The sequence below is a fragment of the Rhizobium aethiopicum genome (assembly GCF_014197535.1).
GTDB lineage: Bacteria > Pseudomonadota > Alphaproteobacteria > Rhizobiales > Rhizobiaceae > Rhizobium > Rhizobium aethiopicum_A.
The window spans coordinates 26300-49896 of record NZ_JACIFV010000003.1 but is presented as its reverse complement, the minus strand read 5'-3'; the positions used below and the strand labels follow the sequence as shown (position 1 = coordinate 49896).

Genomic DNA, 23597 nt, shown 5'->3' with positions numbered 1-23597 from the left:
CGTACCGCTTCCGGGCAAAGCCGTAATGACACCGATGAATAATTCGTTCATAGGTGGCTGCAAATCCGTTTTCGATGAGGAGGCATTCCATGAAGCTGATGCGTGTTGGCGAAGCAGGTCGTGAAAAACCGGCGCTTCTCGATGCCGATGGCAAGATCCGCGATCTCTCGGCGCATATCGCCGACATCGGCGGCGAGGCAATCTCGCCGGCTGGCCTTGCAAGGATCGCCGCGCTCGATCCGAAGGACCTTCCGGAACTTGCGCCCAGCCGGATCGGCGCCTGCGTTGCCGGCACGGGCAAATTCATCTGCATCGGTCTCAATTTTTCCGACCATGCCGCCGAAACCGGCGCCACGGTGCCGCCGGAGCCGGTGATCTTCATGAAGGCGACTTCGGCGATCGTTGGCCCGAACGACACCGTTCTCATCCCGCGCGGTTCCGAAAAGACCGACTGGGAAGTCGAGCTCGGCGTCGTCATCGGCAAGACGGCAAAATATGTCAGCGAAACCGAGGCGCTCGACTACGTCGCCGGCTACTGCGTGTCGCATGACGTCTCCGAACGCGCCTTTCAGACGGAGCGCGCCGGCCAGTGGACCAAGGGCAAGTCCTGTGACACCTTCGGCCCGATTGGCCCCTGGCTGGTCACCAAGGATGAGATCGCCGATCCGCAGAATCTCGGCATGTGGTTGAAGGTCAATGGCCAGACGATGCAGAACGGTTCGTCCAAGACCATGGTCTATGGCGTCGCCCACATCGTTTCCTATCTCAGCCAGTTCATGTCGCTGCATCCGGGCGATATCATCTCGACGGGGACGCCGCCCGGCGTCGGCATGGGCATGAAGCCGCCGCGCTACCTCAGGGATGGCGATGTCGTCGAGCTCGGCATCGAAGGTCTCGGCAGCCAGAAGCAGAGCTTCGTTGCCGATCGTTAACGACGCTTCCTCAGCGGAACCTTAAGCTTTCCGTTCTATGGTGATGCCAGAGATCAACTCTCTGGCATTTCCTGTGCAGGTCTGGGACGTCCATGTTGCTGTGCAACAAAAACCTGTTAGTCTGCGTTACGTGCCAGCGTGCGGAAAGAGCCCGATGTCGATCAATCGACGTCATCTTTTCGATAGAGAAAGGCGGCGCCTTCTATGTTTTATCAGCTTTATGAATTGAATCATGCCGCCATGGCGCCGTTTCGCGCCGCGGCTGACATCATGCGATTTGCCTATGCCAATCCGCTGAACCCGTTTGCCCAGACGCCGTTTGGCCGTACGATGGCGGCAAGCCTCGAAATGTTCGAGCGCACGACACGCCGCTACGGAAAGCCTGAATTCGGATTGAAGCAGACGGTGATCGGCGATCAGACGGTTTCCGTTCGTGAAGAGATCGTCTGGTCGCGATCCTTCTGCAACCTCCTGCATTTCTCGCGCAACGTTCCGCCCGGCCGCGCCAGCGATCCCCGCATCCTGATCGTCGCGCCGATGTCCGGCCATTACGCGACGCTGCTGCGCGGCACGGTCGAGGCATTGCTGCCGAGTGCCGATGTCTACATCACCGACTGGATCGACGCCCGCATGGTGCCGATGACGGAAGGCACCTTCGATTTCGACGATTACGTCGATTATGTGATCGAGATGCTGCATTTCCTCGGTCATGACACTCATGTGATCGCCGTCTGTCAGCCGTCGGTGCCGGTGCTGGTCGCAGCCGCGGTGATGGAGGAGGCCCAGGATCCTCTGTCGCCGTCATCGATGACGCTGATGGGCGGCCCGATCGACACGCGCATCAACCCGACGGCGGTCAACAAGCTCGCCCAAGAGCGGTCGCTGCAATGGTTTTCCGACAATGTCATTATGAACGTGCCCTGGCCGCAGCCGGGCTTCATGCGACCTGTCTATCCGGGCTTCCTGCAGCTGTCGGGCTTCATGTCGATGAACCTTGACCGGCACCTCGTCGCCCACAAGGAGTTCTTCATGCATCTCGTGAAGAACGACGGCGAACCGGAAAAACATCGCGATTTCTATGACGAATATCTCGCCGTCATGGATCTGACCGCCGAGTTCTATCTGCAGACGGTGGAACAGGTCTTCATGAAGCATTCGCTGCCGAAGGGCGAATTGATGCACCGCGGCAAGCGCGTCGATCCGGCGGCGATCCGCAACGTCGCGCTGCTGACCGTCGAGGGCGAGAATGACGACATTTCAGGCGTCGGCCAGACCAGGGCGGCGCAGACCATCTGCGTCAACATCCCCGAAGATATGCGCATGCACTATCTCCAGCCGGATGTCGGCCACTACGGCGTTTTCAACGGCTCGCGATTCCGTCGCGAGATCGCGCCGCGCATCGTCAATTTCGTCCGCCAGCATTCTCGCGTCGCCGTCAAACGCCCGGTGCAGCGCGTCATCAAAGGCGGACGGACAGCGTGATTCAGTAACCTCTGAATTAGCAACGCCGATTCAAGGCTTTGTCCGATTTCGCCGGCAATCGTCTTGAAGGCGGTTCTTGCGGTTACCACATCGATTTCCAGCGTTCGGCATCTTGCCGGGCGCCGAAATCGAGGATACCGCACGATGAACCAGTCAGCATTGCTTCGACCGGATTGGACTCCGGCTACCATTGCCCTGATGATTCTCGGCTTCATGGTTTTCTGGCCTCTGGGTCTGGCCATGCTTGCCTATATCATTTTCGGCGATCGTCTGCGCGGCTTCAAGCGCGACGTCAATCAGGCGACCGATGGTTTCTTTGCCTCCTGCCGCCGTTCGCATGGCCGTCACCGCCCGCATTTCTCGACCGGCAATGTCGCCTTCGACGACTGGCGTAAGGCCGAGCTCGACCGGATCGAGGAAGAGCGCCGCAAGCTCGACGAAATGCGCGAGGAATTCGACGAATATCTGCGTGAACTCCGCCGCGCCAAGGACCAGGAAGAGTTTGATCGCTTCATGCGTGACCGCAAGAACGCCAAGCGCGACGATAACGGCCCGGTCGCAGAGTTCCAGACGCCGTAAAGGCTTAGAACATGTCGCGCAAAAGTGTGAAGCGGTTTTGCGAATCTGAAAGATCGCGACGCGCTTTAGGCGATGAAATGATGACCGGCATCTCACCGATGCCGGTTTTTCCATGTCTGCCTGCCTCGCAAATCGTTTAGATTCACCGGCGAATCGTATAGAAAGGCCCCATGTTTCCGCTTCTGAAGACACGGCCAAAGGCGCGAAAGCCGGCTCCGCCCGAAACGCGGACGCTCGACGTCGCCGGCCGGCTCATGCCGCTGACCATCAAACAGCACGATCAGGCGACCCGTATCACGCTGCGCATTGAGCCGGGCGGGCGGGCCCTGAAGATGACCGTGCCGAGAGGCCTGGCGGCGCGGGAGGTCAATGCCTTCCTTGATCGGCACCAGGGATGGCTGCTCACCAAGCTCGCCAAGTTTTCGATCGATACCGGCTTGAGTGCCGGCGGCAAGATCCTCCTGCGCGGCGTTTCCCATCGCATCGAGCACACGGGCAGCCTGCGCGGCTTGACGGAGGTGGTCTTTTTGGATGGCAGTCCTGTGCTGCGCGTCAGCGGCCTGCCCGAACATGTCGGACGGCGCATCGCGGCCTTCCTCAAGAAAGAGGCGCGCGCCGATCTCGAACGGTTGGCGGCGATGCATGCGGCAACGATCCGGGCGCCGATCCGCTCGATCTCGATGAAGGATACCCGCAGCCGTTGGGGTTCCTGCTCGTCGGAGGGAAATTTGAGTTTCTCTTGGCGTATCGTCATGGCGCCGCCTTCGGTGATCGACTATCTCGCCGCTCATGAAGTCGCCCATCTCAAGGAGATGAACCACGGCCCTCGCTTCTGGGCGCTCTGCAAGAAGCTTTGCCCCGGTATGGAGGACGCGAAATTGTGGCTGAAGCGGCATGGCAGCCAGCTGCACGCCATCGATTTCGATTAGACACAAGCCCCGCTAAATACAGCTTTCCATGCAAATTGGCTCGACTCTTGCCGCATTTCGTGTCACTTCGCTGCCATGAAAACCGATATCAAGATCTGCGGCTTGAAGACGCCCGAAGCGATCGATCGTGCGCTGAAGCGCGGCGCGACCCATATCGGTTTTATCTTCTTCGAAAAGAGCCCGCGTTATGTCGAGCCCGATGTGGCGGCAAAACTTGCCGAACCCGCCCGGGGCAAGGCGAAGATCGTCGCCGTCGTCGTCGATCCCACCAATGACGATCTGGACGAAATCGTGTCGCTGCTGAAGCCGGATATCCTCCAGCTCCATGGCAACGAGAGTCCCGAACATGTGCTGACCATCAAGGCGCTGTATGGTTTGCCTGTGATGAAAGTCTTTTCCGTGCGCACGGCCGACGATCTCAAACGCGTCGAAGCCTATATCGGCATCGCCGACCGCTTCCTCTTCGATGCAAAAGCGCCGAAGAATTCGGAACTGCCTGGCGGCAACGGGATTTCCTTCGACTGGAGCCTGCTCGGCTGGCTCGACGGCAGCATCGACTACATGCTGTCCGGCGGGCTGAACAAGGACAATGTCGCGGATGCGCTTGTGAACACCAAGGCACGTGGTATCGACGTCTCCTCGGGTGTCGAAACCGAGCCCGGCGTGAAGAGCGTCGCGATGATCGATGAATTTTTCGATGCGGTCGAAAGGGCGGATATGCCTGTGACGGCCTCAGGGAGTTGAGAGTGAACGAAACGCCTAAACCGAATTCCTTCCGTTCCGGGCCCGATGAAGATGGCCGCTTCGGCATTTATGGCGGTCGTTTCGTTGCCGAAACGTTGATGCCGTTGATCCTCGATCTGCAAGATGAGTGGAACAAGGCGAAGAACGATCCGGCCTTCCAGGCGGAACTGAAGCATCTTGGCGCCCACTATATCGGCCGGCCTAGCCCGCTTTATTTCGCCGAACGGCTGACGGCCGAACTCGGTGGCGCGAAGATCTATTTCAAGCGCGAGGAGCTGAACCACACCGGTTCGCACAAGATCAACAATTGCATCGGCCAGATCCTGCTTGCCAAGCGCATGGGCAAGACGCGGATCATCGCCGAAACCGGCGCCGGCCAGCACGGCGTCGCCTCCGCAACCGTTGCCGCCCGCTTCGGCCTTCCCTGCGTCGTCTACATGGGCGCCACCGATGTCGAGCGGCAGGCGCCGAACGTTTTCCGCATGAAGCTGCTCGGCGCCGAAGTGAAGCCGGTAACAGCCGGCAGCGGCACGTTGAAGGACGCGATGAACGAGGCGCTCCGCGACTGGGTCACCAATGTCGAGGATACCTATTACCTGATCGGCACGGCGGCCGGCCCGCATCCCTATCCGGAGATGGTCCGTGACTTCCAGTCGGTGATCGGCGCGGAAGCGAAAGAGCAGATGCTGGCCGCCGAAGGCCGCCTGCCGGATCTCGTCGTCGCAGCCGTCGGCGGCGGTTCGAATGCGATCGGCATCTTCCACCCCTTCCTGGATGATTCCTCCGTGAAGATCGTCGGCGTCGAAGCCGGCGGTAAGGGTCTGCAGGGCGACGAACATTGCGCCTCGATCACCGCCGGGTCCCCCGGCGTTCTGCACGGCAACCGCACCTACCTGCTGCAGGACGGCGACGGCCAGATCAAGGAAGGCCATTCGATTTCGGCCGGTCTCGATTATCCCGGCATCGGTCCCGAACATTCCTGGCTGAGCGACATCGGCCGCGTCGATTACGTGCCGATCATGGACCACGAGGCGCTCGAGGGTTTCCAGACCCTGACCCGCCTCGAAGGCATCATTCCGGCGCTTGAGGCCGCGCATGCGATCGCCGAGGTCATCAAGCGCGCCCCGACGATGGGCAAGGACGAGATCATCCTGATGAACCTCTCCGGCCGTGGCGACAAGGACATCTTCACCGTCGGCAAGATTCTGGGAATGGGACTGTAAGACATGACCGCACGCATGGACAAACGCTTTGCCGAGCTGAAGGCCGAGGGCCGTCCGGCGCTCGTGACCTATTTCATGGGCGGCGATCCTGATTACGATACCTCTCTCGGCATCATGAAGGCGCTGCCGGAAGCGGGCTCCGACATCATTGAGCTCGGCATGCCCTTTTCCGATCCCATGGCGGATGGGCCGGCGATCCAGCTGGCGGGTCAGCGGGCGCTGAAAGGCGGCCAGACGCTGAAGAAGACGCTGCAATTGGCTGCCGATTTCCGCAAGAGCAACGACGCGACGCCGATCGTCATGATGGGCTATTACAATCCGATCTACATCTATGGCGTCGAGAAGTTCCTCGAAGACGCGATCGCCGCCGGCATCGACGGCTTGATCGTCGTCGACCTGCCGCCGGAGATGGATGACGAACTCTGCATTCCGGCGATCCGCAAGGGCATCAACTTCATCCGCCTGGCGACGCCGACCACCGACGAAAAGCGCCTGCCCACCGTGTTGAAGAACACCTCCGGCTTCGTCTACTACGTGTCGATGAACGGCATTACCGGTTCGGCACTGCCCGATCCGTCGCTGGTTTCCGGCGCAGTGGCGCGTATCAAGCAGCATACGGAGCTGCCCGTCTGCGTCGGCTTCGGCGTCAAGACGGCCGAACATGCAAAGGTCATCGGCGGCTCGGCCGACGGCGTCGTCGTCGGCACCGCCATCGTCAACCAGGTCGCGACGAGCTTGACCAGCGATGGCAAAGCGACGGCCGACACCGTTCAGGCGGTCGCAACGCTGGTGCGCGGCCTTTCCTCGGGAACACGCTCGGCGCGCCTTGTTGCTGCCGAATAGTTTGCCCACATTGGCGCTATTCAACCAGGAGAATTCGAGTTGAACTGGATCACCAACTACGTTCGCCCGCGGATCAATTCCATGCTGGGCCGTCGCGAAGTGCCGGAGAATCTCTGGATCAAGTGCCCGGAAACGGGCGAGATGGTCTTCCACAAGGACCTGGAAGGCAATAAGTGGGTGATCCCTGCTTCCGGCTACCACATGAAGATGCCGGCCAAGGCCCGCCTTGCCGACCTTTTCGACAATGGTGAATACGAATCGCTGCCGCAGCCGAAGGTCGCCCAGGACCCGCTGAAATTCCGCGATTCGAAGAAATACAGCGATCGTCTGCGTGACAGCCGCCTGAAGACCGAGCAGGAGGACACGATCCTCGCCGGCCTCGGAAAGGTGCAGGGTGTGAAACTCGTGGCCGTCGTGCACGAATTCAACTTCATCGGCGGTTCGCTCGGCATCGCCGCCGGCGAGGCGATCGTCAAGGCTTTCGAACGTGCGACGTCGGAAAAATGCCCGCTGGTGATGTTCCCGGCTTCCGGCGGTGCGCGCATGCAGGAAGGCATTCTCTCGCTGATGCAGCTGCCGCGCACGACTGTTGCGGTCGATCTGCTCAAGGAATCCGGCCAGCCCTACGTCGTCGTGCTGACCAACCCGACGACGGGCGGCGTCACGGCCTCCTATGCCATGCTTGGCGATATTCACCTGGCCGAGCCCGGCGCCGAAATCGGCTTTGCCGGCAAGCGGGTGATCGAGCAGACGCTGCGTGAAAAGCTGCCGGAAGGCTTCCAGACCTCCGAATATCTGCTGGAACATGGTATGGTCGACATGGTTGTCAAACGTCACGACATTCCGGAAACGCTGGCGCGCATCCTGAAGATTCTGACGAAGACGCCCGTATCGGCAGCCAACGACGTGACTCGTGGAGCGATCGCCTTGGCGGCGAGCGCCTGATATCAGGCAAACAGGCGGGGTGCCGAATTGATACCCAGAGGCCAAACCGCGGTGAGTGAGGCAGCGCAGGAGATCGAAAAACTCATGGGATTGCATCCCAAGGGGTTCGATCTGTCTCTCGATCGCATTACCCGTCTTCTCGACCAACTCGGCAATCCGCACCGGAAACTGCCGCCGGTGATCCATGTCGCCGGCACCAACGGCAAGGGCTCGGTAACGGCTTTCTGCCGGGCTCTGCTGGAAGCAGGCGGCTACAGCGCCCATGTCCACACCTCGCCGCATCTCGTCAACTGGCACGAGCGCTATCGCATCGGTGTGGCGGGCGGGCGCGGACAGCTTGTCGATGATGCCGTCTTCGCCGATGCTGTCCGACGCGTGGCCGAAGCCAATGCCGGACAGCATATCACCGTCTTCGAAATCCTGACGGCGGTCACCTTCATTCTGTTTTCCGAACACCCGGCCGATGCCGCGATCATCGAAGTCGGTCTCGGCGGCCGTTTCGACGCCACCAATGTCATTTCCGATCCGGCTGTGTCCGTCATCATGCCGATCTCGCTGGATCACCAGCCCTATCTCGGCGACAGGGTGGAACTGATCGCGGCTGAAAAGGCCGGCATTATGAAGCCCGGACGGCCCGTCGTCATCGGCCATCAGGAATATGATGCGGCGCTCGACGTGTTGATGTCGACGGCCGAGCGGCTGCATTGCCCGAGCGCCGTCTTCGGGCAGGATTTCATGGCGCATGAGGAATATGGACGGCTGGTCTATCAGGACGAGTACGGGCTTGCCGACCTGCCGCTGCCGCGCCTTCCCGGTCGCCATCAATATGCCAATGCCGCCGCTGCCATCCGCGCCGTCAAGGCCGCCGGCTTCACCGTCACCGAGACGATGATGGAAAAGGCGATGGATTTCGTGGAGTGGCCGGGCCGGCTGCAGCGCCTCAGCGAGGGCCGGCTGCTATCGCATGCGCCCGCCGGCGCCGAGATCTGGGTCGATGGCGGGCATAATCCCGGAGCGGGAGAGGTGATCGCCGAAGCCATGGCTAATTTCGAGGAGCGCCAGCCGCGGCCGCTTTTCCTGATCATCGGCATGATCAACACCAAGGACCCGATCGGTTATTTCAAGGCATTCACAGGCCTGGTCGAGAAGGTGTTCTGCGTGCCGATCCGCGGCAGCGACGCGATGATCGACCCGGTGATATTGTCGAACGCCGCCTATGATGCCGGTTTGATCGCCGAACCGATGTCGACGGTCGGCGAGGCGCTGGAGGCGATAAAATCGGCCCTCGACCCGGCGGCACTGCCGCCCCGCATCCTTGTCGGCGGCTCTCTCTATCTTGTCGGCGATGTGCTTGCCGACAACGGCACGCCGCCGAAATAAGCAGACGAAAAAAGCCCGGTCGAAGCCGGGCTTTTTCATGCGATATGAAGACGATATCGATCAGGCGGCGTTCGAAATCCAGTTCGAAAGAGCTGTCTTCGGCTTGGCGCCGACCGAAATATCGGCCACTTCGCCGCCCTTGAAGATCGCAAGCGTCGGAATGGAGCGCACGCCGAACTGGGCGGCGAGTTCCGGATTTTCATCGATATTGAGTTTGGCAACCTTGATCTTGCCTTCCATCTCGACGGAGATTTCCTCGAGGCTCGGAGCGATCATCTTGCATGGACCGCACCATTCAGCCCAGAAATCGACGACGACGGGTTCTGCGGATTCCAGAACTTCCGACTGGAAGTTATTGATATCGACTTTCACGGTAGCCATAGGCTGCTCCTTTGACCGAAGAAGATGTTGAACCACATGTGATGGTGCGGCGCCAAATTTTCAATGTCCGGTATTTCACTTTGTCTTGAGTCCTGCAAGCGCCAAACCGAGCGCCTTTTCGCTCAGCGTATAGAGCGACGCATTCTCGGTATAGACGAGCATGCAATCGATGCGTTTGCCGGGATAGAGCGGCGCCAGGATCTCACGATAGATCGCGAGCTGGGCCTTATGTGCGAAAGGGATCGCCTCCTCGGTCGAAGGCGGCACCCGATTGGTCTTGTAGTCGAGAATGACGACGCGATCGGCAAGCACGGCGAGCCGGTCGATACGGCCGGAGACCGCATAGCGCCTGTCTTCGAGCGTCAATGTTCCCATGATCGAAACTTCCGGCTGGGCCTCTGCCCCGAGAACCGGCTGCAGACCTTCTTCGTCCATTAGTTTCAGAACCGAATCGACGAGCCGGCGGCGTTCCGCATCAGGCCAGAACCGCGCCGCCCGCTCGGCATAGCGGCTCGCGGCATCCGGCCGTTCGACCGGCGGAATGTCGGGAAGCGCCTGCAGCATGCGATGGATCAGCCTGCCCTTTTCCAGCGAACGATCACTGCGTTCCTTCTCGCCGAATAGCGGCGAAGCGACAAACAAGCTGCCCTCGTCTTCGTCGACGATCGTCCCGGCGCCGGATGGGCTGAGGGGGCGGGGCAGCTCAGCCTGCGGCGGCAGTGGCCGCAACAGACCTTCCGGCAACGCCTCCTGGCTGTCGCGCGCCTCGTTGCGGTCGATATGCTCGAAGCGCCGCTCCACCCGCGGCACGCGCCATCGGATGCCCGGCCATTCTCCGTCTGGGCCGGAGAAAGTGGCCGCCTCCACATGCGGATGGCCTTCGCTGAGCGCGGCTGAGATCATCATGTGCCAGGTATCGTTATTCACACGAACGCCACGATAGCCGCAAACAACCAGCCGGTCGGCAGCCCGCGTCATGGCGACATAAAGCAGCCGACGATACTCCTCTTCCGCCAGCATCTGGATCCGCGCTGCATCGTTTTGCGTCAGCGAATTGGCGAGGTCGGAGACGGGAACCCAGGCCGGCAGCGGCGGTTCGTCGGGGTCGGTTTCGATCAGGCGAAGCTTCGGCAGATGCGTATGCGTGAAGGGCTTGGAGCCGCCGTCGACGAGAAAGACGATCGGTGCTTCAAGACCCTTGGAGGCATGCACGGTCATGATCCTGACCTCGTTGCGCCCCTTGTCCTGCTCACGCTTCACCTCCGGCGCTTCGAGCTCCAGTGTTGAGATGAAGGATTGCAGCCCAGGTAGGCCGGCGTTCTCGTGGTCGAGCGTAAAGGTCAGGAATTCGTCGAGAATATCGCTGACCTCGGTGCCGAGACGGGCAAGGAATTGCCGCCGCCCGCCATGACTGCCCAGCACGCGCGCATAAAAATCGTGGACCGACAGATGCCTCGACTGGGCAAGAAACAGCTCCAGCCTTTCGACGGCAGCACGGAAACGTTCGGTGCCGTCGGCCGCAAACCTCTTGAGATGGCTCCAGACGCTCTCATTGTCGCCCCGCAGTCCGGCGATTGCAAAGATATCGGCCTCGGAAAGATCGAAAAGCGGGCTTTTGAGCACGGCAGCGAGCGAAAGATCGTCCTCCGGCAGAAGCAGGAAACGGCCGAGCGCCAGCAGATCCTGCACGGCGATATGGCTGGTCAGCGTCAGTCGGTCGGCGCCGGCGACGGGAATATCGCCGCGGCGCTTCAAGGCGCGTGTCAAGGCATTGACGAAGGCATCGCGCTTGCGCACCAGAACGAGGATGTCACCGGCTTCGATGAGCCGCTCCTTGCCTTTGTCGACGATCGTTTCACGGCCGACGAGCGTGCCGATCGCATGGGCGATCCGCCGGGCGAGGATTGCGGCCGGCGCGCTTTCCGGCGTCGCATCGAAGGGCGCCGTCCAATCCTCTTCCTTCACCACCGCCTCAGGCGCGATCATCTCCCAGAGGTCGACGGCGCCGGGATGGCCGATGCGGCTGGACCGGTGCACGACCGGTTCGCCGACCGCGCTGAGACCCCGCGCATTGTCCGCTGTCCTGAAGATCTGGTCGACGGCCTCGAGCACGTCGGCGGTTGAGCGGAAGGAGAGCGGCAGCCGCACGGAAGAAAAGCTCTGCCCGCTGTCGGAGACCCGCCGCCGTGTCCGGTCGCTCTCTTCGGAAAAACGCTCGGGCCGCGCTCCTTGGAAGGAGTAGATCGACTGTTTCTCGTCGCCGACGGCAAAGAGCGTGCGCACGACCGGTCGGGCGCTCTCGCCGGAAAAGAAGTCCTCGGCGAGCGACTGGATGACGCTCCATTGGATCGGGCTGGTATCCTGCGCCTCGTCGACGAGGATATGATCGATACCCCGGTCAAGCTTGTAATGGATCCAGGGACCGACGCCACTCTTCGTCAGCAGGTCGGCCGTACGGGTGATCAGGTCTTCGAAATCCAATTGGCTGCGCTGCTTCTTCAGCTCCTCGTAGTCGTGGTTCAGCCGACCGGCGAGCACCAGCGCGGCCTGCGTGGCGCCGAACATTCGCATCATTTTCAACCGGTCACGGCTTGCCGCGATATGCGCACGGGCGGCAGCGATGGCACCCGTCAACTGCGGCGCCTCCGCAAGCATGGCCTTGACCAGGAACTGCGAGTCCGATTTCGGCTCGCCTTTTGCCGTCAGGAAGATCTTCTCCAGCATTTCGGCGCGCCTGGCATCGTCGCGCTCCCGGCCGGCAAGCCTGAGGCCATAAGCAACCTCCTGCGCCTTGGCGCCGCCCTTGTGGTCGGCAAGCGACAGATAAAGCTCCAGCATACCGCCCGAAAGCTCCGGCAACGGCCAATATTGCGCCGCGATCTGGCTTTCCGTATCGCCCGCGGCAAGGCCGAGCCTGTCGCGCAGAACCGCCTCCACGCCGCCCCGTCGTTCGGCAGCCGCGGTGAAGCGGCGAATGGCGTTGCGGTTGGCGACGATGTCGGCGAGCAGGTTCTCCAGCCCGGATTCGTCGCCGAGATTGAGCACATAGGCGAACGCCTCGGCAAGGGCGCCGCCTTCTTGCGGCGCGGTCGCCGTCAGCAGCGCCCGGCGTGCATCGGAAAGCAGTGCCGCCGCCGCGCGATCGTCGAGGACCGAGAAATGCCCGGCGACGTTGGCCTCCAGCGGGAATTGGTGCAGCAGCGCTTCGCAGAAGGCATGGATCGTCTGGATCTTCAACCCGCCCGGCGTTTCCAGCGCCTTGGCAAACAACCGGCGCGCCTCGGCAAGCTTCAGCCCATCGGGCGCCGTACCCTCGATCTGCATGATCCGCCGGCTGAGATCTTCGTCGTCAAGCACCACCCAATCCGCCAGCCGTTCGAAGACGCGGTTCGACATTTCGGAGGCCGCGGCCTTGGTGTAGGTCAGGCAGAGAATGGCGGACGGCCGCGCGCCGGCAAGCAGCAGACGAATGACACGCTGGGTCAGGACATGCGTCTTGCCGGAACCGGCATTGGCCGAAACCCAGGCCGAGCGCTCGGGATCGGAGGCGATTGCCTGCTGAATCGTCGTCCAGCCGATCCAGGCGCCGGGATCGTCGTCAGTCGGAAGAGCGGTCTGGTCACTCATCGCCGCCGCCTTCCTCGGTCTCGGCCGTCGACCATTCGGAAACACGGGCGAGATGATCGTAATCGCCGCCGAAATCGAACTGCTGCGCCGGAATGAGCCGCGAGGTGAAGCCCTTTTCGCCGGACTGCAGCAAACTGACGAACCTGATCAGTTGGTCGATCGAGTCCCCGGCAAGGTCCATCGCCGATTTCGCCTTGTCGCTGCGGGCCGAGTTTTCGTTGTTCACTGTATCGACCTGGAACCGGCGTCCCGGACGCAGGCGGACATAGAGCAGATCCTGCGGGATGAGACTGCCGGCATCGCGGAAGGCGCCGGCGTTCAAAGCCGCCGCTTCCAGCGCGAGCTGCGGATCGAGAAGCGCGCGTGCCTGTGCCGGTGAGGGGTTGTAGCCGGTCTTATAATCGATGATATCTGCCGCGCCCGGTCCTGTAATATCGATCCGGTCCGCAACGCCGTTCAGCCGGATATTGATCGCCTCCAGCTCCACGCCGCCGCGCACTTCCGTCAGCGTCCTGCGGATGGCGGGAAGTCGTCCGGCCTCCCATTCGAGGAAGGCACGGGCCACCTCGCGAAAGCGCGGCCGCCAGACGGCATCAATATGCGGCGGCAGCTTTTCCATGTCGAAAAGCTCGGTAAGAATCCGCTCCATCGCCGCTGCCGCCTCCGGCGTGCCGGCCACATGGGCCTCGCGGACGAACCGGTCGACGATCGTGTGATAGAGCGTTCCGCGTTCGGCCGCTCCCGGGTCGCGGTTGAAGGCATCGACCGGATCGAGCCGCAGGATGCGACGGGCATAGATCGCATAGGGATCGCGGCGCAGCCGTCCGACTTCGCTGAAGGAATAGGATTTCGGCTGCAGCGCCAGCGGCGGTTTCGGCGAGGGCCGCTGCGCCGGTGCCTGGGCCTCTCCCCGATCGATGAGACCGGCCCATTGCAGATACCGGTCACCGCGCCCTCTCAATGCCGCCTCAAATGCCTCTCCGCCGAGCGCCAGCAGCCGCTGCAGCCAGCGTGAGGCGACGGTCGGCGTCGATCCTTGGCGCAGCGCTCTCGAATAGATCAGGTGGCGCGTGCCGTTCGCCATCTCGAAATCATGCGCCAGCTGGCCGATGCGCCGCTCCGGCGGTTCGAGCCCGATCTCCGTCTTCATCATGCGCGGAATGAAGGGATTGTTGGCGCTTTGCCCTGGCCAGGAGCCTTCGTTCAACCCGCCGAGGATCAGTGTGTCGACGCTCTGCAGACGGGCTTCAAGCGTGCCGAAGATGAAGAGGCGGGGATGGCTGAGCGCCCGTGGCTTCACCGCATGGCCGGCGGCGAGCGCGGCCATGATGTCGATCCATTGCGGCCCGTCGGCCTCCATCTGGCCGTTCGTGTCGATCACTTCGCTGAGAAGCGAGGCAAGGGCGTCGCCTGCCTCGTGCGACCAGAGATCGGCAAGATTGCCGTGCGGATCTGCCGCGACCGCTTCAAGCGAACGGCCGGTCCGCTTCGCCCATTCGGACAGCGTGAAACTTGCCGTCTTGCCGCGCTCCTCCGGCCGGTGCCGGACCAGCGCGGAAGCAAGCGGCTCGGTTGCGCGGGTAACCCGGCGGGCAAGCTCGGATGCGGCATTGGCGGCCTCGGCTGGCAGCGCCTTTCGCCATTGCGGCGCATGTCGGTCCAGGGCCTGTTCGCCGAGCTGGTGGGCCAGGAGCAATTCGAGCGCACTGATATCCACCTCCGCCACACCGCCGCGCAGCGCCAGCAGTTCGAGCGCTTCGGTGGCGGAAATCAGGACATCGCGGTCGAGGCCGAAGCGCGCCAGCGGATGTTTGAGCAGCGAGACGATCGCCACCGGATCGCCCGGCCGCAGCGCTGCCTCCAGCAGCAGTTGCAGAAGCGTGCCCTGGGGCGTCGCCGAAAGCGGAGTGCCGGCCGAATCGTCGGCGAGGATGCCGAAGCGGGAAAGTTCCGCCATCACCCGACGGGCGAGATTGCGATCCGGCGTGATCAGCGCTGCCCGGCTTTCGCCGTCCTGGCCCGGCCTTTCCAACGCCAGTCTGAGCGCGATGGCAATTGCGGTCGCTTCCTCGCGCTCATTGGCAGCTTCGATCAGCGAAACATCGCCGAAGGCCGACGTCAGCGCTCCCTCGGGCAGCGCACTCTTCCAGGCCCCCCAGTCGCTGGTCGCCTCTGCCGGCGCGAGCGCGCGCGACAGGATTTCGGCGCGCCGGTCAAGATCGGCCTCCGGCCTCTCCGGGAGGCCGATATCGGCTCGTGTCAGCCTCAGCCTCTTCAGCAGCGAGGACAGGCCATATTGCGGATGGCTCCGGCTGGCCGGATTGGCATGCTGGCCAGGCGCCGGTTCCGGCGCCACCATTTGCCAATGCTTTTCGGGCATGGAGAGATCGAGGCCGGGAAGGACGATCACGCCTTCGGGCAGATTGGCAACGGCGGCGATGAGATCGGCCGTGGCCGGAACCGAACCCGTCGAACCGGCGATGATAATCGGCCCGGCCGGCTTCGCCGCCGAAATCCTGGCTGCTTCGGCCCGCAGAATGGCGTTCCTGTGCCGCGCCGGCGAGGACTTGCCGAGTTCGGAAAGCCGCTCCGGCCAAAAGGCGCTGGCGATCTGCAGGAACTCCGCCGTCAGCTGCCACCAGGCGGCGTAGTCGCCGGTGTCGAGTTTCGACAGTTCCGTCCAGTCGAGATCCTCGGTTTCGATGGAATCGATCAGCTCCGCGAGGTTGCGGGCGAGCCAGATCGCATCCGCCGGGCTGGCCGGCGCAACGAGCGGCGAGTCGGAATGGATATGGCGGACGATCTCCGGCAGTTTGTTTCGCCAGGCAAGGATCAGTCGCGCCAGTTCCAAGAGGCGGGCGGTATTCGACAACGGCTGGGCGAGATCGATCGTTGCCGGCAGCGCCTCTTCGAAATATCCGCTGTCGTCATCGGTTTCGCCGAGGGGACGAATGACCGGCAGGATCGCCGAGCGGCCGCCGAGCAGGTCGACGAACTCCGACCGCAGCACACGCACGGCGCGGCGGGTCGGCAGGTAGATCGTCACCCTGGCGAGCGACAGCGGATCATCGGGCTCATGCCGAAAGAGTGGCGTCAGGCGTCCGTCGCAAAGCGTCGTCGCCAGCGTTTTCAGGAAGGGGAGGCCCGCCGAGATCGTCAGGATGCGTGGCTGGTGCCGGTCCGCCATGATCTCACGCGAACGCCCGCAATCGGCGGATCGTTTCCTCCGCTTCGCCGATCGCCTCTGGTGTTCCCACCGTCAGCCAATGGCCGTCGAGCATAATGCCGAACAGCCGTCGGCGCGCGATCGCCTTGTCGAAATAGATATTGACGTTGAAAGGATCCTTTGGCGCATCGTCAAGCAGTGCCGGATTCATGGCGATCGCCCCGGCATAGACGACGGGATTGGACGGATCGTCGCGATACCGCGTCAGCCGGCCATCTGCAGCGAGGCTGAAATCGTTCTTGCCGTTGTGACCCGTCGTATCCTCAATCCTGACGCAAAGCAGCGCCATGTCCATGTGCTCTGCGTCAAAGAATCCGGCTAAGTGCTGCAGATTCGTCGGCCGTCCCGGCTGTTCGCCGATCCAGAAGAGATCGGCATTCATGACGAAGATGTCGTCACGGTCCAGCAGCGTCAGGCCCTTCGCCAGTCCGCCGCCGGAATTCATCAGCCCGTCCCGCTCGTCCGATATGACGATGTCGAGGCCGCGATACTTGCCGAGATGGTCGAGCATCTGCTCGGCATGATGGTGAACGTTGACGACGGCCCGCTCGACGCCGGCCGAAACCAGCGCGTCCAGCGCATAATCGATCATCGGCTTGCCGTCGATCTTCACCAGCGGCTTCGGAATCGTATCGGTGATCGGGCGCATGCGGGTCCCGAGACCCGCGGCAAGTACCATGGCTTGTCTGATGGTCATCTTGATCCGGAACTTATGATTCGCTCTGGCCTATTCCAGCCCTTGCGCACCAATCGCGCAAGGGGGCAAGCGCCTCGTGCTCGAGCGCGACATTCAGATAGGCGAGTGTGCGCGGCATATGTTTGAGATAGCCGGGCTTGCCGTCCCGCTGCAGCAGCCGCACCCAGAGACCGGCAAGCTTGCAATTGCGCTGTGCCGACATGATCGCCCATGCTTTCAGGAATCCAGCTTCGTCGAAGCCGCCCTGCGCGTGGCGAAGCGCCAGATAATCATCCATCAGCTGCCGGAAAAGCGGCGGTTCGATCGTGACGCGCGCGTCCTGGACGATCGAGGCAAGATCATAGGCTGTGGGCCCGATCATGGCGTCCTGAAAATCGATGAGACCGATTTTTTTGATGCCGCTTTCCTGTTCGCGCCAGATGATGTTTGGCGAATGGAAGTCGCGCAGCAGCAGGTTGGTTTCAGCCGATCGCAGCTCGTCGATCAGATGGTACCAGATCGCAAGATATTCCGCGCGTTCGGCATCCGTGGGTGCCGTGCCGCGCTTCCAGGCGATATGCCAGTCGAGCACGAGCTGCACTTCCATCTTCATGGCCGTGCGGTCGAAGTCCGGAATGTGATGCGTATGCGTTGTCGAAACCGGGATATCCTGCGGAATCTGCATGGAATGAAGATGGGCAAGGCAGGCAACGCTTTGCCGGTAACGCTCGGCGATCGGCCGCCCGTCGTCATCGAGCACGCCTTCGGTGCCGAGATCTTCGATCAGCAAAATGCCTTGCTCATAATCGACCTTATAAATCTCCGGCGCCGCAAAACCGCGCTCACGCAAGGCATCGGCAATGGCGACGAAGGGATAGGCGTTCTGTGCGAGATGCGCGACCTTGGGATAGGACTTGCCGTCATGGACCGGCGGTCCCTCGGGATGCGGGCGCCAATCCATCAGTATTTTTCGCGGGGCGGCGTCCGGATAGATCGCCTCATAGGCGCGCAGCGAGGCATCGCCGGTCAGGAAGCGGCGTTTGACATCGGGATAGCCGGCTTCGTCGAGGAAAGCGCGGATCGCCAGGACCCTGCGGATGCGCGAGGCCTGCGGGTCCAAGGCCTTGATCGTTGCTCGGCGGCCGCTGCCCTCATGTTCCAAGCCCAGTGCGATACGCTCAGCGGGCAGTTCGCCCTCTGCCATCTCGGGCCATTCGACGAGGCAGATGCCGTTCTCCAGGGCTTCGTCGAAGCCGAGTTCCGTCAGTTCGGCCGGATCGCCGAGCCGGTAGAGATCGAAATGCGAAATGGGAATGCGCAGATCGTAGGATTGCACCAGCGTGAATGTTGGGCTCGGGACTTCGAGCCCCTCGTCATCGGCCATGGCGCGCACGATCGCACGGGCGAGCGAAGATTTGCCCGCACCGAGATCGCCGGAAAGAGCAAGGCAATCGCCGGCTTTCAGGGCGAGCGCAAGATCGTCGCCGAAGCGGATGGTCGCCGCTTCGTCCTTCAGAAAAACCGAGATCGTATCGCCGGTCGTCATTCGGCGGCGGCGGAATGCGGGATGTCGACCGAGGGAATGCGGCAGACAACCGTCGTGCCCTTGCCCGGCTCGCTGTCGATCGTCACGTCGCCGTGATGCAGGCTGACGAAGCTGTCGACGATCGAGAGGCCGAGGCCGGCGCCGCCGCGTTTGCCGCTTTTTGCCCCCGTCGCGAACCGGTCGAAGACGGTGGTGATCATGTCGGGCGAGATGCCGGGACCGCGATCACTGACGGCGAAGACGAAATCCGAGCCTTCGCGATGGCATTCCAGCGAGATCGAGGTGCCCTCGCGCGAGAAATTCGCCGCATTGGCAAGGAGCTTCAGCAGGATCTGCTTCAACCGCTGCGGATCGGCGACGATCGAACCGAGATAGGCGGGGGCGGTGATTTCAAGCGCAACGCCGCTTTCGTGCAGCCGGTCAGCGATCTGCATCGAGACGTCGTCGAGCAGGTCGTTCAGATCAATCTCGGCATAGTTGAGCCGCATGATGCCGGCATCGACGGTCGCCAGGTCGAGAATGTCGTTGACGAGGGTCAGCAGAACAGAGGACGAGGTCGAGATATGATCGATATATTCGGCCTGCCGGTCGTTCAGCGGCCCGACGCCCTGCGTGCGCAGGAGATCGGTGAAGCCGATGATATTCGTCAGCGGCGAGCGAAGTTCATAGGAAACATGCTGAACGAAATCGTTCTTCAACTCATCGGCTTTGCGCAACGCCTCGTTCTTCTCGGTCAACGCCCGCTCGGCCCGCACGCTGTCGGTCATGTTGACGAAGGTCAGCATGGTCTGCGCGTTCGGCAGCGGGATAACGGCGTAATCGAGCACGAGGCCGGAGAAGAGTTCCAGCGTCCCCTGGCTCGAGCGGCGCTCGTCATCGAAGCTGGTGATCAGTTCCGCGAAGGTCTTCCAGCCGTCCGGCCGGTCATAAGACGGCGCGCAGGCCTCGCCCAACGCGCGGATATGAGTGCCGGGCTTGGCTTCGGTTTCAGTAATGCCCCAGAGCGCCCGGAAGGCCGGATTCGACAGTCGGATACGTCCATCGGGCCCGAATACCGCCACCCCTTCGGAAAGGTGATCGATCGTCTCGCCCTGTACCTTAACCAGCGTGTTGTAGCGCGTTTCGAGATCGACCTGCTCGGTCAGATTTTCGAATACCCAGGTGGCGCCGCCCTGCGGATGAGCGGTGGCGAAGACGCGCAGCGTCTGGCCGTTGGGCAGGTGCCAGAGATCCGATTGCGTGTCGAGCGCGCGATAGACGGAAAGGGCGGCCTCCTTCCAGCTTTTCCAGTTGAGCTGGTCCGGCAGCTTCTTGGCTGCCCGCAGCCGTTCGAGCAGCTCGCTATTATCAGGCCGGCTTTCGAGGAAGGCGATATCCAGTTCCCAGAGGGCGACGAAGGCCTGGTTGTAGAATTGCAGCCGGCGCTCGCCGTCGAAGATGGCGACGGGTGTAGCGAGATGGTCGAGCGTTTCGGCATGGCTCTTCAGCGTCCGTTCCAGCTCGGCGCGTACCGCTTCGATGTCGGATACGTCGACCGCAATGCCGGCCGAGCCGCCGGGAACCTTGACGTCGACGACGTCGAAGAATGTCCGGTTGCCGCGCACGACGGTCGAGATCGTGTCATGGAATGGTGATTCCGGCGTCGCCGTCGCGCGGATGCGTTCGCGTGCCACGGTCGTCAGCATCTCGCGGCCTTCGTTGATCGCCTGCTGCGGTGAGCGTGCCTCGACCGCGTCGCCATAAGCCTGGTTGACCCAGGTCAGGCGGCCCGTCGGGTCGCGCTGCCAGGCCGGCATGTCGATCGCGTCGAGCATGGTCTGGAAGGCCGAGATCGAGGTCATCAGCCGGTCGCGCTCGATCCTGAGTTCGGCAAGCTCGGCGCGCAGATTGTTGAGCGCCACGAAGCGGACAAAGGCGCGTCCGCCGGAAACCCGGCCCTGCGCCTCGAGGATTTCATCGCGGATGGTTTCGACCACCATATCGAAGCTCTGCGCGCCGTCACGCAGCCGGTCGATCGCCTTTTCCAGATCGGCGGCCGAATGCGATTTCAGCCACAGGCCGAAGGCGAGGAATTCGCCGTCCTGCGGCGCGCCGGTCTCGGGCGGAAGCTGGCCGAGAAGCTCGGGGCGCGCATTGCCGTCCCAGATGACGATCCGCCGGTTCTTGTCGGCGATCAGCGCCTGATATTGCGAAATGCGCTGCTGGGCATCGGAGAGCGCCGAGCGGATTTCGCGGCTCTCGTTTTCCAGATTGCCGCGCTGGCGCACGAGCCACAACGTTGAAAGCAGCGCCGCCGAGATGACGCCGATGACGACGGAAACGCCGATGACCTGGGAGGAGGTGAAGAGGTGAGCCGCGGCCGCCTGCTGCTCGCCTTGTGCCAGAACCGGCCGCGCCAGCGCGACAACCGCCGTGCCGGCCGCGCAGGTTTTCAGGAAGCGCGCCAATGATCCATGCTTTTGCTTTGCGGCCTCGTGTGCCGTTGCAGATTTATATTCTTGGCCTGCCGAGAGCGGGCGGCGACCGGCGCGAGCGCCGTCATCCGCCTGACCGTGCAGGCTGTTTTTCATTTCCGACATCCGCGGTATGTCTCCGTCCTTCAATGTGCCGCATTACGACAAGACATCCCATTTTCGGAGCGGTCGGACGGCGTCCGGCGTCCCGAATCAAGTCTTAAAACAATACTTCGGAAGGGAATCGGCGGGAAGGGAGCGGCCAAAAAAATAAGCCGCGGCGTTTGTCAATGCCGCGGCTTCTACATCTTGTGGATATTAACGATAAGATTAATATCTGTAGTGGTCGGACTTGAACGGTCCCTTCGGCGAGACGCCGATATAGGCAGCCTGTTCCGCAGAAAGCTCCGTCAGCTTCACGCCGAGCTTGTCGAGATGCAGGCGCGCGACCTTCTCATCGAGATGCTTCGGCAGAATGTAGACCTTGTTCTCGTACTGGCCGGGCTTGGTGAAGAGTTCGATCTGCGCCAGCGTCTGATTGGTGAAGGAAGCCGACATCACGAAGGACGGATGGCCGGTGGCATTGCCGAGGTTGAGCAGACGGCCTTCGGAGAGAAGAATGATGCGGTTGCCCTTGGGGAACTCGATCAGGTCGACCTGCGGCTTGACGTTGGTCCATTTGAGGTTACGCAGCGCGGCGACTTCGATTTCGTTGTCGAAATGGCCGATATTGCCGACGATGGCCATGTCCTTCATCTGCCGCATGTGGTCGATGCGGATGACGTCCTTGTTGCCTGTCGTGGTGATGAAAATATCGGCCGACGAAACGACGTCTTCGAGCAGCACGACTTCATAGCCGTCCATGGCGGCCTGCAGGGCGCAGATCGGATCGGCTTCCGTGACCTTGACGCGGGCGCCGGCACCGGAGAGCGAGGCAGCGGAACCCTTGCCGACGTCCCCGTAACCGCAGACGACGGCGACCTTGCCGGCCATCATCACGTCGGTGCCGCGGCGGATGCCGTCGACCAGCGATTCCTTGCAGCCGTATTTATTGTCGAACTTCGACTTGGTGACGGAGTCGTTGACGTTGATTGCCGGGAACGGCAGCAGGCCCTTTTGGCTCAACTGGTAGAGGCGGTTGACGCCGGTCGTGGTTTCCTCGGTGACGCCCTTGATGGCGTCGCGCTGCTTGGTGAACCAGCCCGGCGAAGCGGCGAGGCGCTTGTTGATCTGGGCGAAGAGGATTTCTTCTTCTTCGGAATGCGGATGGGACAGCACGTCCTCGCCGGCTTCGGCGCGGGCGCCGAGCAGGATGTACATGGTGGCGTCACCGCCATCATCGAGGATCATGTTGGAAAGGCCGCCATCGGCCCACTGGAAGATCTTGTCCGTATAGGCCCAATAGTCCTCGAGCGACTCGCCCTTGATGGCGAAAACCGGAACGCCGGCGGCGGCGATCGCGGCAGCGGCATGATCCTGGGTCGAGAAGATGTTGCAGGAGGCCCAGCGGACTTCGGCGCCAAGCGCAACCAGGGTTTCGATCAGCACAGCCGTCTGGATGGTCATGTGCAGCGAACCGGTGATGCGTGCGCCCTTCAGCGGCTTTGTCTCGCCGAATTCGGCGCGGCACGACATCAACCCCGGCATTTCGGTTTCGGCGATGGTAATTTCCTTACGGCCGAAATCCGCAAGCCCGATATCGGCGACGACATAATCTTTTTCAGTGCTCATAGAGGTCTCCAGGCTGAAAAACGTCTCAAAAATTGGCGCAGGCGCAAGCAAGCGCACGGCATATCCGCCGTTTAGCAGGCTTCGTCCGGGATGGCAATAAGGATATAAAGAAGTCTTTATATGTTTATATGAACTCGGCCGAGTTCACATTTCTTCGCCGAACTTGTTCTGGATCAGCTGATCCAGGGCCTCCAGGGCTTCCTGAGCCTGGCTGCCGCTTGCCGAGACGACGACGCTGGAGCCGGGGCTTGCGGCAAGCATCATGAGACCCATGATCGAGGTGCCGCCGACCGTCATTCCATCCTTGGAAACGGTGATGGCTGCATCGAAATTCTCGACCATCTGCACGAATTTAGCGGAAGCGCGCGCGTGAAGGCCGCGCTTGTTGATGATGAGGAGTTCCCGGGAAAGCGATGTCATGAAGCGCCGTTATTTTCCGCTGAGCACGCGGCTCGCGACATTGATATATTTCCGCCCGGCTTCGGAAGCCTCCACCAGCGCCTTCTCCATGTTGTTCTCGCCGCGTACGCCGGCGAGCTTGATCAGCATCGGCAGGTTCATGCCGGCAATGACTTCGGTGTGGCCGCTGCTCATGACCGAGATGGCGAGGTTGGACGGCGTGCCGCCGAACATGTCGGTCAGGATGACGACGCCATGGCCGTCATCGGCGCCGGAAACGGCTTGCAGAATGTCCTGCCGCCTCTGATCCATATCGTCTTCGGGGCCAATACAGACCGCCTCGATAAATTTCTGAGGACCGACGACGTGCTCGACAGCATGACGAAACTCTTCAGCCAGCTTGCCATGAGTGACAAGCACAAGTCCGATCATGATATTACTGCTCCCATATACGCAAACGGTGGCCCCAATATCGCAATGCAGCAATTACGTCCACCGGTG

General features: G+C 62.0%; 18 protein-coding genes. 9 read left to right on the top strand and 9 right to left on the bottom strand.

Going from position 1 to position 23597, the window contains the following annotated elements:
• The first annotated feature begins 89 nt into the window (after positions 1–89).
• The 9 genes from GGD53_RS05740 to GGD53_RS05700 all read left to right on the top strand — a co-directional run bounded on the left by GGD53_RS05740 (position 90) and on the right by GGD53_RS05700 (position 9057).
• A complete protein-coding gene (locus tag GGD53_RS05740) occupies positions 90–932 on the top strand; it encodes a fumarylacetoacetate hydrolase family protein (RefSeq protein WP_184454419.1) in 843 nt (280 codons plus the stop codon).
• Positions 933–1136: 204 nt separating this feature from the next.
• Positions 1137–2414 carry a polyhydroxyalkanoate depolymerase gene (locus tag GGD53_RS05735; protein WP_184454417.1) on the top strand — a complete coding sequence of 426 codons (1278 nt, stop codon included), beginning with the start codon at positions 1137–1139 and terminating at the stop codon, positions 2412–2414.
• A gap of 144 nt (positions 2415–2558) precedes the next feature.
• The gene (locus GGD53_RS05730; RefSeq protein ID WP_064800136.1) at positions 2559–2993 is read left to right on the top strand and encodes a DUF2852 domain-containing protein; all 435 of its coding nucleotides are present in this window, start codon (positions 2559–2561) and stop codon (positions 2991–2993) included.
• A 170-nt stretch (positions 2994–3163) separates the two neighbouring features.
• Positions 3164–3922, top strand: a complete 759-nt coding sequence (locus GGD53_RS05725) for a M48 family metallopeptidase (RefSeq protein ID WP_184454415.1) — start codon at positions 3164–3166, stop codon at positions 3920–3922.
• Between the two features lie 75 nt (positions 3923–3997).
• Positions 3998–4666: a phosphoribosylanthranilate isomerase gene (locus tag GGD53_RS05720; RefSeq protein WP_184454413.1), complete on the top strand. Its 669-nt coding sequence runs from the start codon at positions 3998–4000 to the stop codon at positions 4664–4666.
• 2 nt (positions 4667–4668) lie between these two features.
• Positions 4669–5889 (top strand): tryptophan synthase subunit beta, encoded by a 1221-nt coding sequence (gene trpB, locus GGD53_RS05715; RefSeq protein WP_184454411.1) that lies wholly within the window; start codon positions 4669–4671, stop codon positions 5887–5889.
• A 3-nt stretch (positions 5890–5892) separates the two neighbouring features.
• Positions 5893–6732 carry a tryptophan synthase subunit alpha gene (gene trpA / locus GGD53_RS05710; protein WP_184454409.1) on the top strand — a complete coding sequence of 280 codons (840 nt, stop codon included), beginning with the start codon at positions 5893–5895 and terminating at the stop codon, positions 6730–6732.
• Positions 6733–6771: 39 nt separating this feature from the next.
• On the top strand, positions 6772–7677 hold the full coding sequence (accD, locus tag GGD53_RS05705; RefSeq protein ID WP_184454407.1) for an acetyl-CoA carboxylase, carboxyltransferase subunit beta: 906 nt from the start codon (positions 6772–6774) through the stop codon (positions 7675–7677).
• 27 nt (positions 7678–7704) lie between these two features.
• Positions 7705–9057, top strand: coding sequence for a bifunctional folylpolyglutamate synthase/dihydrofolate synthase (locus GGD53_RS05700; protein ID WP_184454405.1), 1353 nt, complete (start codon positions 7705–7707; stop codon positions 9055–9057).
• Between the two features lie 60 nt (positions 9058–9117).
• Here the strand turns inward: GGD53_RS05700 and trxA are convergent, their stop codons facing one another.
• The 9 genes from trxA to GGD53_RS05655 form a co-directional block, all read right to left on the bottom strand.
• A complete protein-coding gene (trxA, locus tag GGD53_RS05695) occupies positions 9118–9438 on the bottom strand; it encodes a thioredoxin (protein ID WP_064800143.1) in 321 nt (106 codons plus the stop codon).
• A gap of 75 nt (positions 9439–9513) precedes the next feature.
• Positions 9514–13065, bottom strand: a complete 3552-nt coding sequence (addA, locus tag GGD53_RS05690) for a double-strand break repair helicase AddA (protein WP_184454403.1) — start codon at positions 13063–13065, stop codon at positions 9514–9516.
• A complete protein-coding gene (gene addB, locus GGD53_RS05685) occupies positions 13058–16252 on the bottom strand; it encodes a double-strand break repair protein AddB (RefSeq protein WP_184454401.1) in 3195 nt (1064 codons plus the stop codon). Before addB ends, addA begins: the two co-directional genes overlap by 8 nt.
• 4 nt (positions 16253–16256) lie before the next feature.
• The gene (locus GGD53_RS05680) at positions 16257–16988 is read right to left on the bottom strand and encodes a nucleotidyltransferase family protein (RefSeq protein WP_184454399.1); all 732 of its coding nucleotides are present in this window, start codon (positions 16986–16988) and stop codon (positions 16257–16259) included.
• A gap of 13 nt (positions 16989–17001) precedes the next feature.
• Complete coding sequence (gene tsaE, locus GGD53_RS05675; protein WP_184454396.1) at positions 17002–18513, bottom strand: tRNA (adenosine(37)-N6)-threonylcarbamoyltransferase complex ATPase subunit type 1 TsaE; 1512 nt, start codon at positions 18511–18513, stop codon at positions 17002–17004.
• Complete coding sequence (locus GGD53_RS05670; RefSeq protein ID WP_184454393.1) at positions 18510–21092, bottom strand: PAS domain-containing sensor histidine kinase; 2583 nt, start codon at positions 21090–21092, stop codon at positions 18510–18512. Before GGD53_RS05670 ends, tsaE begins: the two co-directional genes overlap by 4 nt.
• 204 nt (positions 21093–21296) lie before the next feature.
• Complete coding sequence (gene ahcY / locus GGD53_RS05665) at positions 21297–22697, bottom strand: adenosylhomocysteinase (RefSeq protein ID WP_184454391.1); 1401 nt, start codon at positions 22695–22697, stop codon at positions 21297–21299.
• Between the two features lie 144 nt (positions 22698–22841).
• On the bottom strand, positions 22842–23117 hold the full coding sequence (locus tag GGD53_RS05660) for an HPr family phosphocarrier protein (RefSeq protein ID WP_011423436.1): 276 nt from the start codon (positions 23115–23117) through the stop codon (positions 22842–22844).
• A gap of 9 nt (positions 23118–23126) precedes the next feature.
• Complete coding sequence (locus GGD53_RS05655; RefSeq protein WP_184454390.1) at positions 23127–23528, bottom strand: PTS sugar transporter subunit IIA; 402 nt, start codon at positions 23526–23528, stop codon at positions 23127–23129.
• Positions 23529–23597: the final 69 nt, after the last annotated feature.

Bases quoted from the DNA above. Each gene is read 5' to 3' on its own strand.
- GGD53_RS05720 (WP_184454413.1), top strand. From the start codon at position 3,998: ATGAAAACCGATATCAAGATCTGCGGCTTGAAGACGCCCGAAGCGATC.
- GGD53_RS05680 (WP_184454399.1), bottom strand. From the start codon at position 16,988: ATGACCATCAGACAAGCCATGGTACTTGCCGCGGGTCTCGGGACCCGC.
- GGD53_RS05660 (WP_011423436.1), bottom strand. From the start codon at position 23,117: ATGACATCGCTTTCCCGGGAACTCCTCATCATCAACAAGCGCGGCCTT.
- GGD53_RS05655 (WP_184454390.1), bottom strand. From the start codon at position 23,528: ATGATCGGACTTGTGCTTGTCACTCATGGCAAGCTGGCTGAAGAGTTT.
- tsaE (WP_184454396.1), bottom strand. From the start codon at position 18,513: ATGACGACCGGCGATACGATCTCGGTTTTTCTGAAGGACGAAGCGGCG.
- trxA (WP_064800143.1), bottom strand. From the start codon at position 9,438: ATGGCTACCGTGAAAGTCGATATCAATAACTTCCAGTCGGAAGTTCTG.
- addB (WP_184454401.1), bottom strand. From the start codon at position 16,252: ATGGCGGACCGGCACCAGCCACGCATCCTGACGATCTCGGCGGGCCTC.
- GGD53_RS05725 (WP_184454415.1), top strand. From the start codon at position 3,164: ATGTTTCCGCTTCTGAAGACACGGCCAAAGGCGCGAAAGCCGGCTCCG.
- ahcY (WP_184454391.1), bottom strand. From the start codon at position 22,697: ATGAGCACTGAAAAAGATTATGTCGTCGCCGATATCGGGCTTGCGGAT.
- GGD53_RS05670 (WP_184454393.1), bottom strand. From the start codon at position 21,092: ATGTCGGAAATGAAAAACAGCCTGCACGGTCAGGCGGATGACGGCGCT.
- GGD53_RS05735 (WP_184454417.1), top strand. From the start codon at position 1,137: ATGTTTTATCAGCTTTATGAATTGAATCATGCCGCCATGGCGCCGTTT.
- addA (WP_184454403.1), bottom strand. From the start codon at position 13,065: ATGAGTGACCAGACCGCTCTTCCGACTGACGACGATCCCGGCGCCTGG.
- GGD53_RS05740 (WP_184454419.1), top strand. From the start codon at position 90: ATGAAGCTGATGCGTGTTGGCGAAGCAGGTCGTGAAAAACCGGCGCTT.
- GGD53_RS05730 (WP_064800136.1), top strand. From the start codon at position 2,559: ATGAACCAGTCAGCATTGCTTCGACCGGATTGGACTCCGGCTACCATT.
- trpA (WP_184454409.1), top strand. From the start codon at position 5,893: ATGACCGCACGCATGGACAAACGCTTTGCCGAGCTGAAGGCCGAGGGC.